The sequence below is a fragment of the Vibrio sp. V19_P1S1T109 genome, from assembly GCF_002241375.1.
Lineage (GTDB): Bacteria > Pseudomonadota > Gammaproteobacteria > Enterobacterales > Vibrionaceae > Vibrio > Vibrio anguillarum.
On record NZ_NDIM01000294.1, the window covers coordinates 1 to 16,527 of the forward strand.

The 16,527-nt window shown below is 45.7% G+C and carries 10 protein-coding genes and 1 pseudogene; 9 read left to right on the forward strand and 2 right to left on the reverse strand.

Annotated elements, in window-relative coordinates; genetic code table 11:
• Positions 1–321: 321 nt before the first annotated feature.
• The 3 genes and pseudogenes from B9J87_RS18065 to B9J87_RS14240 form a co-directional block, all read left to right on the forward strand.
• Positions 322–795 (forward strand): annotated as a pseudogene (locus B9J87_RS18065) (methyl-accepting chemotaxis protein); the annotation flags it as partial.
• Positions 796–837: 42 nt separating this feature from the next.
• On the forward strand, positions 838–1,218 hold the full coding sequence (locus B9J87_RS18070; protein WP_405054803.1) for a CZB domain-containing protein: 381 nt from the start codon (positions 838–840) through the stop codon (positions 1,216–1,218).
• A gap of 119 nt (positions 1,219–1,337) precedes the next feature.
• On the forward strand, positions 1,338–1,820 hold the full coding sequence (locus B9J87_RS14240) for a DUF1456 family protein (protein ID WP_038148283.1): 483 nt from the start codon (positions 1,338–1,340) through the stop codon (positions 1,818–1,820).
• 129 nt (positions 1,821–1,949) lie between these two features.
• Here the strand turns inward: B9J87_RS14240 and B9J87_RS14245 are convergent, their stop codons facing one another.
• The gene (locus B9J87_RS14245) at positions 1,950–3,611 is read right to left on the reverse strand and encodes a methyl-accepting chemotaxis protein (protein WP_017044922.1); all 1,662 of its coding nucleotides are present in this window, start codon (positions 3,609–3,611) and stop codon (positions 1,950–1,952) included.
• Positions 3,612–3,902: 291 nt separating this feature from the next.
• On the opposite strand from B9J87_RS14245, the gene B9J87_RS14250 reads away from it, so the two are divergent.
• Positions 3,903–4,259 (forward strand): YibL family ribosome-associated protein, encoded by a 357-nt coding sequence (locus B9J87_RS14250; protein WP_026027197.1) that lies wholly within the window; start codon positions 3,903–3,905, stop codon positions 4,257–4,259.
• 62 nt (positions 4,260–4,321) lie between these two features.
• On the opposite strand, the gene malT is transcribed toward B9J87_RS14250, so the two are convergent.
• The gene (malT, locus tag B9J87_RS14255; protein ID WP_094151422.1) at positions 4,322–7,030 is read right to left on the reverse strand and encodes an HTH-type transcriptional regulator MalT; all 2,709 of its coding nucleotides are present in this window, start codon (positions 7,028–7,030) and stop codon (positions 4,322–4,324) included.
• A gap of 586 nt (positions 7,031–7,616) precedes the next feature.
• Here malT and B9J87_RS14260 point away from each other — a divergent pair.
• The 5 genes from B9J87_RS14260 to tssI form a co-directional block, all read left to right on the forward strand.
• Positions 7,617–10,070 (forward strand): glycogen/starch/alpha-glucan phosphorylase, encoded by a 2,454-nt coding sequence (locus tag B9J87_RS14260; RefSeq protein WP_013868184.1) that lies wholly within the window; start codon positions 7,617–7,619, stop codon positions 10,068–10,070.
• A 101-nt stretch (positions 10,071–10,171) separates the two neighbouring features.
• Positions 10,172–12,349, forward strand: coding sequence for a 4-alpha-glucanotransferase (malQ, locus tag B9J87_RS14265; protein WP_094151424.1), 2,178 nt, complete (start codon positions 10,172–10,174; stop codon positions 12,347–12,349).
• A gap of 181 nt (positions 12,350–12,530) precedes the next feature.
• Positions 12,531–14,720, forward strand: coding sequence for a 1,4-alpha-glucan branching protein GlgB (gene glgB / locus B9J87_RS14270; RefSeq protein ID WP_094151426.1), 2,190 nt, complete (start codon positions 12,531–12,533; stop codon positions 14,718–14,720).
• A gap of 290 nt (positions 14,721–15,010) precedes the next feature.
• Positions 15,011–15,529 (forward strand): Hcp family type VI secretion system effector, encoded by a 519-nt coding sequence (locus B9J87_RS14275; protein WP_013868180.1) that lies wholly within the window; start codon positions 15,011–15,013, stop codon positions 15,527–15,529.
• 141 nt (positions 15,530–15,670) lie between these two features.
• On the forward strand, positions 15,671–16,527 hold an 857-nt coding region (tssI, locus tag B9J87_RS14280), incomplete at its 3' end, for a type VI secretion system tip protein TssI/VgrG (RefSeq protein ID WP_141201580.1).

Sequence of the window (16,527 nt, forward strand, 5' to 3'; positions counted from 1 at the left end):
GGCTAGGTGCGTCCCTTCACATTACTCCGATTTAATCTGCTCATTTTGAAATGAGAAGTGCATAAAATTATTAACGTTCGATTAAACTTATGTAGATTGACAATGTTATTTTTGCCGAGGTTGAGCATGCTATTTAACAAGAAAATGCAAAAAGAAAATGATGATTTGAAGGCTCAGATAGCTGCATTACAAGCACAGCAAAGACTTGAGCAACAAAAGTGGCAAGATGAAATTCAGCAGCTAAAAGAACAGCTGGCCTTATTGCGTACATCAACTCAATTAGAGTCTGATTTGATGGCCAGCCATTTGAGTGGTAGCCACATGCTAGAAGCCATCCGTTCTGGTCTAGCTCACAATGCTGAGAATTTATTGCGTGAGAACGAATCACTGAAGCAACTGAATAGTATTTTTGGTCAGACAAGCACAGCAATTAATCACTTATCTTCTCGAGCAGAAAAAATTGCAGAATACGCTCACGCTAGTATGGAGTCGGTGACTGTTCTAGATAAAACAACCATTTCGATTGGCCAGTTAGTCGGCACGATCCAAGAGATTTCGCAACAGACCAATTTATTGGCACTGAATGCAGCTATTGAAGCGGCACGCGCAGGTGAAGCGGGTCGAGGTTTCGCGGTCGTGGCCGATGAAGTACGGGCATTAGCTTCCAAAGCCAATGATGCCAGCACTAAGATTGAATCTTTAGTTGGGCAAGTTCAGAACCAAACGGAAAGTATTAAAGGTTCAGTGAATCAGAGTCAAGAATGTGCAATCGAAGTAGAAAATGCTTCAAATGAATTAAAACAGACGGTAACAATCGTTTTAGACAAATCAAAACAAATGCAAGAAGTTATTCGTATTGCGACGGCGTGTTCTTTCCTTGATACGGTGAAATTGGATCACGCAGTTTGGAAAAATGAAGTGTACGATCACATCCTCAATCGTCGGTTTGAACATGGGATGAATACTCATCAAGAGTGCCGTCTAGGTAAATGGTATTTTGAGGGTGATGGTGCGCGTGAATACAGCCAGCTTCCCAGCTTTGCTGGTTTGAATGCTCCTCATAAATTGGTGCATGATTCAGGAAAGAGTGCACTGAAGTCTGGTCAGAATGGTGATTGGACACAACTGATTAAGCAAGTTGATACTATGGAATTGGCCAGTAAATCGGTGGTTGATTCGATAGACCGATTACTAAAAGAGGTAGTAAACACACATTAAACTCAGACGGTATTACGTAAAATAGATAGGTGTCCGATCGCTCTTCTGCTACAGTGGCGCGCTATTTCTTCACAGTCTGTCATCTTGATGGCACTGGAAATCTAACCCTAGGATCTATTTTGACCAATAACGATATTTTACGCCGTATTCGCTACACTTTTGACTTTAAAGACTCAGCTATGGTTGAGATTTTTGCTGCGGCGGACGGCTGCGTTACTCAAGAGCAAGTGACTACTTGGCTAAACAAAGAGACGGAATCTGTGTTGAGTGATGTGGATCTAGCGATATTTCTCAATGGTTTAATCAATACAAAGCGTGGTAAACGCGATGGTGAACAACCTCAGCCTGAAACACGCTTAACCAATAATATGATTTTCATGAAATTGCGTATTGCGCTGGATATGAAAGCAGAAGATATTTTAGACACATTAGCTTTTATCGATTTTCGTTTAAGTAAGCACGAGCTCAATGCATTTTTCCGCAAGCCTGACAATAAACACTACCGTGAATGTAAAGATCAGATCCTGCGTAATTTTTTAATGGGTGTTCAGCGTCAACTGCGTCCAGAAGATAAACGCGAATATCAAGAAAAAATCGATTAAACCAAAGAAATCTCCTGTAAGTCATTAGGGATCTCTTCATTGAAAAAAGCCATGTTGACATGGCTTTTTTACTTAGTGATCAACGATCTTCATTCTGACGCTTACGAATATCAGTTTTACCTCTTCTTGCTAAACTTTAAAGCGGTCCACCAACTCATAGAGTTCGTTGGCTCGGCTATTCAACTGCTGGCTACCCGCTTGGTTCTGATTAGCCAGTTCAGCCGATTGACTACTTTGATCAGATATCACCACAATGCGCTCTGATATCTCTTGCCCAACAATACTTTGCTCTTCTGTTGCAGTTGCGATCAGCGCGTTCATATCCATAATCGTGGCAATAGAGTCTTGAATTTTTTGTAATGCTGTCGATGCGGCATTGGCTTTTTCTACGGTGCTTAAGCTACGGCTTTGGCTTGAATCCATCGCTTTAACTGCGGCATCAGAGGCATTTTTCAGTTGCCCGATCATGGCATGAATTTGCCCTGTACTGTCTTGGGTACGGCTGGCTAATTTTCGGACTTCATCCGCTACCACGGCAAATCCTCGTCCTTGCTCGCCCGCGCGAGCCGCTTCAATAGCTGCGTTTAACGCCAGTAGATTGGTTTGTTCCGCAATATCTTGGATAACCGCAAGTAGAGACGAAATGTTTTTCACATCGCCTTCCAGTTTTGAAATCACAAGGCTCGCTTCAGCGACCTCTTTGGCGAGATCCTGTACCGATTTTGCTGCCGAATCAACGATTTCATGGGCATCTTTGGCGTTGTCATCAGCATCTTTTGCCGACTGAGCGGCATGATGGGCGTTGTTCGAGATCTCTGTTGCAGTCGTGGTCATTTCTGTCATCGCTGTCGCTACTTGATCGGTCTCTTCACGTTGCCCTGATGCAATGGCGTCAACTTGTTGTGCTCGTTGTGTCATGTCATTGGTTTCATCCACAACCTGTTGCCCAACTTGGTGTACGCGCGCAATGATACTTTGCAAGCTGGAGACAAAGGCATTGAAGTTATCACTTAATCTTGCAAATTCAGGGGCGTTGAATTTTTCCATTCTTGCAGTTAAATCAGCGTCACCGCTTGCAAATGAACGAATCGATAAATCAAATAGCTCGAGAGGACGCATGATACTGCGATTTAAAATGATGGCGAAAAAACCGACGATGAGGATAATGATCAAGCTCATCAAACCGATATTGACTAAACTGCTTTGCATATTTTCCGCAGCGAGTGTTTCCATGTTGGCGATTACGGCATCAATGTCATCGGTGTAAAAGCCAGTGCCTATCGTTAGATCCCACTGTGGTAAATAGGTAGAATAGGCCAATTTAGGTAGTGGTGTCGTCTCTCCCGGCTTGGGGAAATAGTAGGTAGTGAACTTATCTACTTTGGCATTTTTGATTAAATCTTGGATTAAATAGTTGCCATGCGTATCTTGCATGTTCCAAAAGTTATCGCCTAAACCAGCATTACTTTGGCCCAGTAGTAGTCGATCCCCTTTGCTATTGTAGCCAAAGATATAGCCACTATTTTCAAAAGCGATGTCACGCAGTATGGTGATGGCTTCGCTGAGGGGAGCGTTCTTTTGTTTGAGTGATTTGAGCGCTGTATCGGCAATTTGCAGATATGAACGCAGCTCATTTTGTTTCATCTCCATCATGCTAGCGCGGGTAGCGGCCATTTGTTCGTGATTCAGTTTTTGTGTTTCTGAAAAACTGAGATACATCATACTTAACGAAATAATCAGTAGCGGAACAATGGATAGCACATAGAGTCTTTGGCGAATAGTCAGGCTCATGGTTATTTCCTGTTGTTATGTTATTGGCCTTGGTACTTTAACTGACGGTTGACATGCTCGTTGTTGTTATAAATATAGCTTAGCTAAGTTTGCGGCACCGCGTCTTACAAAGAGCATATTTTCATATGAAAAATGGGTGTTATGTCAAATTGGAATGCTAAGTAGAGTTGTTATGCCCTCTATGACTTGCCAGTGGCTTTCATTTCACTGGTTTAAGCTTAATTTCTATATAGAGTATAGATAGGCTGTGATATACTCCGCGCCCACTTTACTTTCGAAGAGCCAGTGACCATGAGCCTGAAAAATGAAATTCAACAACTCAATAACCGTTTAGATACGTGTCGCCATAAGCTCGATGCGGCTAAAGGTCGTGGCGATCAAGTAATGATCAGCAAATTTACCGATGAAGTAGAGCAACTGACGAAAAAGCTCGCTCAAGCAAAACACAAGCAAAATTATACGGTGAGCAAAGAGCGTAAGAGTTTGCTCGATATGCCATTTTCTCGTGAGTTGACCAAAGCCGAACAGGCGGATTTAGGTCAATTGAAAAAGTCAGTTAAAGGTTTAATCGTGGTACACCCGATGACAACAATGGGCAAAGAACTGCGTTTAGAAGTGATGACTGGTTTCGCTCCAAAAACCTTCTAACCATCATTTTTTACGACAGAAAAGAGCCAGATAATCTGGCTCTTTTTGATCGTACCTGCGACTCAATAGCCCATAAGTTGCAATAAATTCTCGGCGGTGTGGATTGCCTCTTTGCGGTTAGCAATATTCAGTTTTTGGTATAGGTTGCGGATGTGGGTTTTGATGGTGGTTCCTGCGACATCCAGCTCTTGTGCAATTTGCTCATTGCTAAACCCAGAGTAGATAAGCCCCAAGACTTGCCATTCACGTTGAGTGAGTGGGCTGGTACGAACCAGCTCAGGAATATTTGGGTGATTAACCAGCTTCTCAACAAACTCTTCGTCGAAATGGACTGATCGGCTGCGCTGAGTGGTAGAGATCTCTTTCATTAACTGTTGTGCGCGGTGGCGTTCCAGATCTCCCAATTCGGATCGGCTAGAGAGTTTTTCCAATAAGTGGCCGATCTGCGAACCATCGATTAAAAAGTTACCCACCATACCCGTCTGATTGGTTAGCTGTAGCGCTTCTTTGAGTTTTTCTTTCGCCACTTCTTCGTTGTGCACTGTGGTGGCTAGAACGGCTTCGAGGATCAAATTACGGTTTAGGTCAGTAATCAACTGATAAGTTTGCGCTTCGTGCTGCATAAACGTCAAAGTTTGAGTCGCATCTTCCAAATGACCTAAGTGAATCTGAACTCGAGCAATATTACGCCATTGAAGCTGTGAAAAGTGATTGCATGCTTTTTCTGGTCGAATGGTGGTCTTGAGCCACTGCAACATTGCTTCATCATTGCCACGAGCTTGCCAAAATAGAATCAGTGAGAGCGAAGCATTCGCCGTCCAGTCTACGTGATAAGTCGATTGTTTCAGTAAGTGCTGTATTTGTTCGATGAACTTACCCGCTTTATCGAGTTCACCACGGCCAATAGCAATACGCGCCAGCATTGAATAACTGTGCAGATGCTTGCTTGGAGAGTGGTTGCCCAATACGCGTAGTCCTTTATAAGCGCACTCTTCCGCTTCATCCAAGCGGTTCCAGCACCACAGGATTTGGGCACGTATCCGTAGTAAGAACTCATGCAATGGCACTTGCTGTAATTGCTGCTCTTCAATTAATTTGAAGGCAATATCTTGTACTTCAAAAGCGGCTTGCACATAACCTTGGGCAATCAAGATCTCGCTTTGCTGTAGTAATGCCCATAGCGCTTGGTGGTAAACCTGATACTGGCGTGCCAGCTTTTCGGTTTGTTGCATCATCGAGAGTGCGCGGCTTAATTGACCGAGCACGTGGTTCACTTCGCCGACGACTGAAGTGGCGACAATACGACTGCGGTAAACGGTGTGATCCAGTTGGCTTAGCGCTAATTCCGCCAGTTCTAAGGCTTTTTCTGGCTCATTTTGGTTGATCGCGACTTGAGCACGCAGGGCATTGAATTCGCCTTGTTCTTTGGTGCTGAGCTGAACATTAAGCGCTTTCATCTCGTTGGTCGATTTGGTCAGCAGATCCCCAACGTCAAAGTAGCGGTGCTGACTTTGAGCCAGCCAAGCTTGTAGCATACACAGTTTAGGCTCGCGATAGAGTTGGGCCGGAGAGAGTTGGTTAATGGCCTCTTCGAGAGCCAAAAGCTCGCCTTGGTTGAACATCTTCCAGCCAAATTGCGTCAAGATAGTAGCGAGTAAGTCAGTATCGTTGGCGAGCGTGGCGTGACGCAACGCTTGATGAGGTGTAGCTTCTTGCAACCAAGCGTGCGCGGCGGCACGGTGCAGATCGTGCTCCTGCTGCGGGATGCGCGCCAAGCGTTCATGAGAGAGGAATTCCGCAAATAAGTTGTGGAACCGGTACCAGTTGTGCTCACCTTCCAGTGGATAAATGAATAAACCATAGCGGTTGAGCGACTCAATCATGCTCAGCGCGTCGTCACGTTTGGTGAGTGCAGAGACTAACACGTCATTAAAGTGATCGAGCACCGAGCATTGCATCAAAAATTGGCGCGTTTCTTTATCCAGCAGATCAAACACTTCCTCAACTAAGTAATCCCATAAATGTGCATGATTAAACTGCGATACCGACTCCGCTGTCTGCGCCAACGTGCGCTTTTGGTGCTGTGCTTGTAAGGCAATCAATTGCAGTGCAGAGGGCCAGCCTTCGACATAGGTGCACAAGTTGTTGGCAGTATCATCATCCACGCCATCAGAGACCCGTTGATTAAAGAAGCGTGTTGTTTCTTCGGTATCAAAGGCGAGTAGCTCGTTACCAATTTCGATCATCAAATCGCGTACGCGCAAGTTGGCCGTGCCTAATGGTGGTGTGGCACGGCTAGTGACGACCAGCGTTAGGTTGTCTGGCATGTGTTTGAGGAAAAAGCGCATCGCTTCGTGGATATCGTCATCGGCGATCAAATGGTAATCATCGAGAACCACATAGCACTCTTTGTTAAAGCCAGACATTTCCGAAAACACTTCACTAAATAGCGAATGTAGAGAAGAGAACTGGCGTCGCTCGGCCAGTTTTTGGGCATTTGGACAACTTTGCTGAGTCGCTTTATTAATCGCTTGCAGTAAGTAGTTGATAAATCGGAACGTATCATTATCGCTTTCATCGATGCTATACCAACCCACATTGGTCTTGTCAGATAACCATTGGGCCGCCATGGTGGTTTTTCCATAACCAGCAGGCGAACGAAATAGCACGAGCTTGTAGCAAGGTGCTTGGGCAAGCAGCTCTAACACACGTGGGCGAACGATGGCGTTGTGTAGGCGGCCGGGGCGAGTAAGCTTAGAAGGTATCCACATCTTCCAGATTCCATTTATTGTTCTTGTTACTGACTTTAAAGCTGATTGTAGCTTTGGAGGTGCTTAGTAAGAAGAGCATCATTATTTAGGAGTTCACAAGTGAACTATCACTCATTTTGTATGGATGTTACTTGATGTCGTGACGCACGTTTATTGATCCATCCCGAGATTCTTGCAGGATTCACATTTACTCATCATCTACGCCCTGTAATTGTGACTTTAATCACTAAAACTTCTTTGTTATGCGCTATATAAAAACTGAGCATGTACAAAATCTCATGTAATTTGTAAATGAAGCTCATTTTTTTGAGAGCCAATTCTCATATTGAGAGATTGATATTCTTGATCGAAACCTTAGCGTCATGAGCGGTATTTAGGCTAGTGAGCAAGGTGATGTGATCACAATCACTGCTTATGAACCGCTATGTGCAACGAATGAGAGATAGATCACTGCGACTCTGGTGCTCGCCCTCTACGCCCTGAGCCCTCCTCCTAAACGAGGTCATTTTTAGGAGGATGCCGACCTTGCGTAGCTGATGCACGATATGCCGAAGATGAATTAAAACGACTAAGTGAGATTTCGCTAATGAAACCTACGCAACAGAAGAAGTTTGATAAAGCTTCGTTCCAAGACAACGTAAAGAAACACCTGACTGCCACCTACGCTACCACCATTGAAAATGCAGATAGCCGTTCATGGTATCTCGCAATGGGGCGCGCACTGGCTGAATTAACGATGTTTGATCTACTCGAAACTGAGCAAGACGAGCGCATTGTTAACGCTAAGGGTCTGAACTACTTATCACTTGAGTTCTTGATTGGCCGTTTAACTGGCAACAACCTCATCAGCATGGGCCTGTATGAGCAAATCACGGAAGCGATGGCTGATTTAGGTCAGAACCTAACGGATTTATTAGAAGAAGAACGTGACCCATCCTTAGGTAATGGTGGTTTAGGGCGACTTGCGGCATGTTTCATGGATTCGTGCGCTGCGCAAGAGTACCCAACCGTAGGTTATGGTTTACATTATGAATATGGTTTGTTTAAGCAATCTTTTAGTGAGGGCCACCAACAAGAAGCTCCTGATGAGTGGCGTTGTGTTGAAGGCTACCCGTGGGAAGTGGCACGACCACACCTAGCACAAGAGATTGGTTTTTACGGCCATGTTGACGTTATCAATGACAATGGCGTGGAAAAACGCCGTTGGATTCCGAGTATGTTTGTCCAAGCAATGCCTTGGGATTTACCGATCGTCGGCTATGAAAGCGACACGGTTTACCCACTTCGTTTATGGGAATGTCGCGCAATTGCGCCTTTCTCACTGGCTGATTTCAACAACGGTAACTACTTTGAAGCACAGCATGCCTTGATTGATGCAGGCAACATTACCAAAGTACTTTATCCAAACGATAACCACGAAAAAGGCAAGACACTGCGTTTGATGCAGCAATATTTCCATAGCGCGGCGTCAATGCGTGACATTTTGCGTCGTCATGCGGCGGCGGGTCATGACATTGCTGATCTTCCTAAATATCAAACCGTTCAGCTAAACGATACTCACCCAACGATTTCCATTCCTGAATTGATGCGTATCTTGATTGATGAGAAAGGTATGGGCTGGGATGAAGCATGGGCGATCAGCTCAAAAACGTTCGCCTACACCAACCATACGCTACTGCCTGAAGCACTCGAAACCTGGAGCGAGTCGTTGATCCAGCGTTTGCTTCCTCGCCATATGGAAATCATTTACGAAATCAACCACCGCTTCCTGCAAGAAGTACGAGCCAAGTGGCCGGGTGATGTGTCGAAACAGCAAAAACTCTCCATCATTCAAGATGGTTTCCACCGTGTAGTGCGTATGGCAAACCTTTGTGTGGTTGGCTCTTACGCTGTGAACGGTGTGGCAGCGCTGCACTCTGAGTTGGTAAAACGCGATCTTTTCCCAGAATTCCACGAGCTTTACCCAACACGTTTGCACAACGTAACAAACGGCATTACGCCGCGTCGCTGGTTGAAATTTTGTAACCCAGGTTTGTCGGCGCTTATTTCGGAAAAAATTGGCACTGAGTGGCCAGCGCACCTTGACCAGCTAGAAGCGATTGCGCAATACGCTGACGATGCGAAATTCCAAAAAGAATTTATGGCGGTTAAGAAACACAACAAGCAGCGTCTGGCTGATTGGGTATCAGAGAACATGGGTATTGAGCTTGATACCAATGCCATCTTTGATGTTCAGATCAAACGCTTGCATGAATACAAACGTCAGCATTTGAATATGTTACATATTCTCTCTTTGTATCATCGTTTAGTGAATGACCCAACGTTCGATATGACGCCGCGCGTGGTGTTCTTCGCGGCTAAAGCGGCACCGGGTTACCACCTAGCTAAAGAGATCATCTACGCCATCAATAAAATTGCGGAAAAAGTGAATAACGATCCGCGCATTGGTAACAAGCTAAAAGTAGTTTTCATTCCTGATTACCGCGTGAGCATAGCTGAAATCATCATTCCTGCTGCCGATGTATCCGAGCAAATTTCTACCGCAGGTAAAGAAGCATCCGGTACCGGTAACATGAAAATGGCGCTAAATGGTGCTTTAACCATAGGTACGATGGATGGTGCAAACGTGGAAATTCGTGAGGAAGTGGGTGATGACAACATCTACATCTTCGGTTTGGAAGTGGACGGAGTCGAAGCATTAAAAGCCAGTGGTTATAACCCATATGATTACTACAATGCGGATCCGCTGCTTAAGGCTTCACTGGATTTGTTGGTGGGTGAAGAGTTTACCCCAGGCGCTCCGGGTAAATTGAAAGCCACGTTCGATAGCTTGCTTGATGGTGGTGATCCATACCTAGTGCTGGCTGACTTCGCTTCGTATGTACAAGCGCATCAGGCGATGGACAAGCAGTACCGTGACCAGGCTGGCTGGGCGAAGAAAGCGATTCTTAACACCGCGTTGGTGGGTAAGTTCAGCTCTGACCGCAGTATCCGTGACTACGTTAACAACATCTGGAAATTAGAAACCGTTAAACGTTAATTTTCAAGTAAGCCAAGGCCTTAGAGCCTTGGCTCTATGATGACTCATTATAATAAAACCCTACCCATTTGAAGGGGAAAGAAGTCCCTTCGGAGAAAGCGATGAAACAACTAAACGCATTAAAACAAGTAGCGGCGATGGCGAACATTGCCGACAGCTACATAAGCGCGTGGGGCGACGAAGCGAAAGTGGAAGATGAAACCATTATCCGCTTATTGGCGTCTTTGGGCTATGACACAACCAATGATGAAACGCTGCTGAAATCAGCAGAAAAGAAACACAAGAAAGATGTATTGGATCCTGTTCTCGTTATTCGTGAAGGTGAAGCGGTGGAAGTGCCACTTTATCTAGGTGCCAGCGCACGTGAAAGCGAATTTAACTGGCGCTTAGAAACCGAACAAGGAGAGGTACTTGAAGGCTATCTTCAATCGCAAGTCGTTCGTGATGAACGCGCTGAGGGTGGCCCTTTAGTGTTTGCATTGCCAAGCGATTTAGCATGGGGATATCACAAACTGTTGGTGACACGGAAACGCCGTAAAACACCGTATGAGCTCACGCTGATAGTGACGCCAAAAGCCTGTTACAAACAAGCACCTATTACTGAAGGTAAAAAATTGTGGGGCCCGAGTGTGCAGCTTTACACGCTGCGTACTCAGCACAACTGGGGTATTGGTGATTTTGGAGACTTAAAACAGTTAGTGGCGGATATTGCCTCTCGTGGCGGCGATTTTGTCGGCCTTAACCCGATTCATTCTCTCTTTCCTGCAAACCCTGAAGGAGCGAGTCCTTACAGCCCATCGTCACGCCGTTGGCTCAATATTTTATACATAGACGTGAGTTCAGTGCCTGAATTTGCTTTGAGTGCGGATGCGCAGCAAAAAGTAGGCAGTGCGGAGTTTCAGCAACGTCTTCAGAAAGTACGTGAAGCGCATTGGGTAAACTACACCGAAGTTGCAACATTAAAAATGAGTGTCTTGCCACTCCTGTTCACCGAATTTAAAAAACGCCATTTAGATAAAAATAGCGATCGCGCACAAGCCTTTTTGAATTTCGTTGAAGAAGGTGGTGAGAGCTTAGTGCACCAAGCGGCATTCGATGCGCTGCATGTCGATTTACATGCCCAAGATCCGAATGTATGGGGTTGGCCAGTTTTCCCTGAAAAATATCGTCGTTTTGAAAACAGCGCAGTACAGAAATTTATCGAAGACAATCAAGATAAAGTTCACCTATACATGTACTTGCAGTGGATTGCTGATGGCCAAATTAATGAAGCCCAAGCACTCGCGGAAGAAAAAGGCATGGCGGTCGGCTTATACCGCGACCTTGCGGTGGGTGTGGCTGATTCAGGCTCTGAAACTTGGGCTGATGCCGGTAACTTGATTTTAGACGCCAGCATTGGCGCCCCGCCCGATATTCTTGGACCACTGGGTCAAAATTGGGGCTTACCACCGCTTAATCCACAAGTATTACAAGCAACCGCTTACGATGCTTATATCAAGCTGCTGCGCGCCAATATGAAACATTGTGGTGCGCTGCGCATTGATCATGTACTTGGTTTACTGCGCTTGTGGTGGGTACCAAAAGGTGAAAATGCCACTAAGGGTGCTTACATCTACTACCCAGTACAAGATATGCTCGCGATTTTAGCGTTGGAATCTCACCGCCATAAATGCAGCGTGATTGGCGAAGATTTGGGCACAGTACCTGATGAAATCGTCGATATTTTAGCCGATGCGGGTGTTCACTCTTATAAAGTGTTCTTCTTTGAAACCGCAGAAGATGGCGGCTTTATCTCACCGAAACATTACGCCGCTCAGTCGATGTCGGCACTGTGCACACATGATATGCCAACGTTGCGTGGTTTCTGGCATTGCGATGATCTCAAAATGGGGAGCGAAATTGGTTTGTACCCCGATCAAGCCCAGCTCGAAGCCTTGTTTGAGGACCGTTTGAAATGTAAACAAGGCATTTTGGATTCGGTGGCATGGCATGGTTATTTGCCTGAGGGTGTGGGGCGCGACGCAAGCCTTGTTCCAATGGATTCATATTTAAGTGAGGCGCTGCAACTGCACGTTGCATCTGGTGCATCGACCTTGTTAAGTATTCAGTTAGAAGATTGGTTGGAAATGGATAAACCCGTTAATATTCCGGGTACCGTTAATGAGTACCCTAACTGGCGTCGTAAACTTTCAATGAATTTGGATGAAGTATTTGCACGTGATAATGTCAATCGCATTGCTGCACGTTTAACGGAAGTGCGAGCGAGTGTAAGTAAATAATCACTTACTGAATAAACCTTGATGTGACTTAGTGTTATCTTTCTTAATCATGGCATGAAGAATTTTAGTCTAGGTCACTCAATGTAACAGCAGAGTTCGGTACACTGAACCTCGCTAGTATGCCCGCCATTTTAGCGGGCATTTTTATACGTTTAAAGAAAGTTAGGTTAGGAGTAGGGATATGAAAACAAAAAAGCTTTCAAAGCTAAAGCAGGCATATAGCCAACTTTCCCATGCATCATTTACAGATCCATTCTCATTTTTAGGCCCTTACCTTGCACCCGATCAAGGTGCGCTACGCGTTTGGATGCCGGGTGCCGAAAAAGTTGAGCTGGTGGTGGAAAATCAACCCCGCATTCTGCTTGAGCGTGAAGATGAGTCGGGTTTCATCCTAAAATCAAATATTGATTTACGTTTTACCCACTACCAATTGGCGGTCGATTGGGCAGGTGTCGAACAGCTCATCGATGACCCATATCAGTACCATGGTTTATACGCTGAATATGATGATTTGCATACGCCGAAATCGATGTATCACCACATGGGTTCGCAGTTTGTGACCATGGAACGTGGTGGTAAACAAATCTCAGGTATCCGTTTTTTAGTCTACGCACCGCATGCAAAAGCGTGCAGTTTGATTGGCGCATTTAACCAATGGGATGGACGTCGTAATCCAATGCAGCGCCTTGATTACGGTATTTGGGGAATTTTCATGCCCAACTTACCCGAAGGTACGCAATACAAATTTGAATTGAAAGGGCCTCATGGTGAAGGGTTACCGCACAAAGCCGATCCTTGGGGTTACTACGCCGAGCAGTACCCTTCATTTGCCTCGGTAACATACGATCATCGGCGTTATGAATGGCAAGACCGTACGTGGCAAGCTCGCCCCATCACCGAAAAGCGCAAGCAAGCGCTCTCTTTCTATGAGTTGCACGTGGGCTCTTGGCGTCGTAATTCGGCGGGGGAATTTTTAAATTATCGTGAGCTGGCTGATCAACTGGTGCCTTATTTGGTGGATTTAGGCTATACCCATGTAGAGCTTATGCCCGTTTCTGAGCATCCATTCTATGGTTCTTGGGGCTATCAACCTGTTGGCTTATTTGCGCCAACGAGCCGTTTCGGTACGCCCGATGATTTTAAATATTTCGTGGATCAGTGCCACCAAGCTGGCCTTGGTGTGGTGCTCGATTGGGTTCCCGCACATTTTCCTGCCGATAGTCATGGCTTAGCCAATTTTGATGGCACCCCTTTGTTCCATGACCCTGATCCGCGCCGTGGTTGGCATCAAGATTGGAGTTCGTATATTTACGACCTTGGCCGCGAACATGTGCGCCGTTTCTTAGTCTCGAATGCGTTATATTGGTTTGAACAGTTCCATATCGATGGCATTCGAGTAGACGCCGTTGCTTCGATGCTCTATCTCGACTACTCACGCAGCCATGATCAATGGATCCCAAATGTGGATGGCGGCAGAGAAAATTACGATGCGATTGCCACCTTAAAGTGGATGAACGAAGAAGTGTACAAACACTTCCCGAATGCTATGACCATTGCTGAAGAATCAACAGCTTTTCCCGGCGTTTCAGCGCCAACCTTTATGGGCGGCTTAGGCTTTGGTTTCAAATGGAATATGGGCTGGATGCATGACAGTTTGGCTTATATAAAAGAAGATCCCGTCCATCGTAAATACCATCACAACGTCATCACCTTCCCGTTAGTCTATGCACACAGTGAAAACTATGTGTTGTCGCTATCACACGATGAAGTGGTGTATGGAAAAGGTTCGATCCACAACAAAATGCCCGGCGATGAGTGGCAACAAACGGCAAACTTGCGTGCTTATATGGGCTATATGTATGGCCAGCCGGGTAAAAAACTCAACTTCATGGGCACTGAATTTGGTCAAACGGCAGAATGGAATCATGATGACCAACTTCAGTGGTTCTTATTGCAGTTTGAACGCCATCAAGGAGTGCAGAATTTAACGCGAGATCTCAATAAGATGTATCAAGCCGAGCCTGCACTTTTTGAGTTAGACAGTGAGCCTCGTGGCTTTGAGTGGCGCTTACAAGATGCGGCCGATGCGAGCATTCTTGCGCATGAACGCATGAGTGACTGCGGTGAACGTATTTTAATTATCACCAATTTTACCCCTGTTCCTCACCAAGCTTTTCGTTTAGGTATGCCTGTCAAAGGTGAGTATCAATTACTGCTTAATACAGATGATAGACACTATGGCGGTAGCGGTTTTGAAGTCAAAAACCGTGTACTGACGGAAAACGTTGAGAGTGAGGGTTTAGACCAATCTATTTTGGTCTGTGTACCGCCACTGGCAACTCTCTACTATAAGCTAGAGACAAGGGTATAGTTGTCAACCCCATTGCAATTTAATGAGTTGAATGGTTCCTTGTGAAGTCTCAACATCAAAATCCCGATTTACAGTGTGAATCGGGATTTTTACATCTGGTTGTCTCAGAATGAGGGTAAGTTTTTACCCATCGAAGCAATATTTTGCTCATGCTGGGCAGGTTTTTGCTCAATCAAAAATGCATACAATATAAGTGTTTGATTTTAAATAGTAATAGAGTTGGCACTGACTTTGCTCTATGACGAGTGAACTTGTTTCATACCATTCATCATTAAAGTAAGGAATTTGCAATGCCAACTCCATGTTATATCTCTATCGAAGGCGAAACTCAGGGCCTGATCACTGCTGGTGCTCTGTCTACTGATTCAATCGGTGATGCGTTCGTTGAAGGTCATGAAGACCAAATGTTGGTTCAACAATTTGACCACGTTGTAACTGTACCGACTGATCCACAATCAGGTCAGCCTTCTGGTCAACGTGTTCACAAACCATTTAAATTCACCGTAGCGCTAAACAAAGCGGTTCCTCTTCTTTATAACGCACTGGCGTCTGGCGAGAAGATGAAATCGGTTGAGCTAAAATGGTACCGCACTTCTATCGAAGGTAAGCAAGAGAACTTCTTCACTACTACACTCGAAAGCGCGTCTATCGTGGACATTCACTGTGAAATGCCACATTGCCAAGATCCAGCGAACGGCGACTTCACACAAAACGTTACGGTTTCTATGTCTTACCGTAAAATCCTGTGGGATCACGTGAATGCGGGTACTTCAGGCTCTGACGACTGGCGCAAGCCTGTTGAAGCGTAATCACGCTTAGTTTTTGGGTCGCTCACTCGTGTTTCATGTCCTTGGGGTGAGTGGCCCACACTAAAACCTTAAGCTCAGTACGTAGCCTAGTTATGTATTGAGCTTAAGGTTTTTCGACATTCAAATGTGGAAGGAAAAAAGATGGCAAGGTTAAGTTTTAGGCTCACCGTAGAGGGATTGGCAGACGACACGTTAGTGGTGCGTGAATACCAAGGTGTGGAATCGCTGTCTGATAGCGCGCAAGCGGGCCTGCGTTGCTACGGTTTTCGCTATGAGATAAAACTGGCCAGTCGTCAATCTGGCTTAACGGCGCTGGAGCTGGTGGACAAAACCGCTCAGCTTGAGATGTTGCGTGATGGCCTTGTCGTGCAGCGCGTGCACGGCATTGTGCGCCAGTTCAGTAAAGGCGATATTGGCCATCATCACACCTTTTATTCACTGACCTTAGTCCCGGCATTAGAGCGGTTATCACTGCGCCAAAACAGCCGTATTTTCCAGCTCAAAACCGTTCCCGAAATCCTCTCCATCGTACTGCAAGAAATGGGCATTAACGACTACGCCTTCTCGCTGAAGCGTGAGTGTGCTCAGCGTGAATTCTGCGTGCAGTACCGTGAGACGGATATCGACTTCTTGCACCGCTTAGCCGCCGAAGAAGGCTTGGTGTATCACTTCATTCATGAAGAGGGGAAACACACCCTCTTTTTCAGTGACGACAGCCAAAGCCTGATAAAGCGAGAAACGCCTATCCCTTACAACGCCCTTGCGGGTGGCGTGATGGAGAGCCCTTATGTGTCGCAATTAACGCAACACAGCCAAACCGAAGTGAGCCACAGCGCGCTGCAAGATTACAGCTTTAAAAAACCGAGCTACTCGTTTGCTCAGCAAGCGCAAGGGCGCGAGATGGATTACCAGCAAGCGACCTACGAACACTTTGATGCACCGGGTCGCTTTAAAGACGATGTCAGCGGCAAAGCCTTTAATCAAATTCGCTTAGAGTA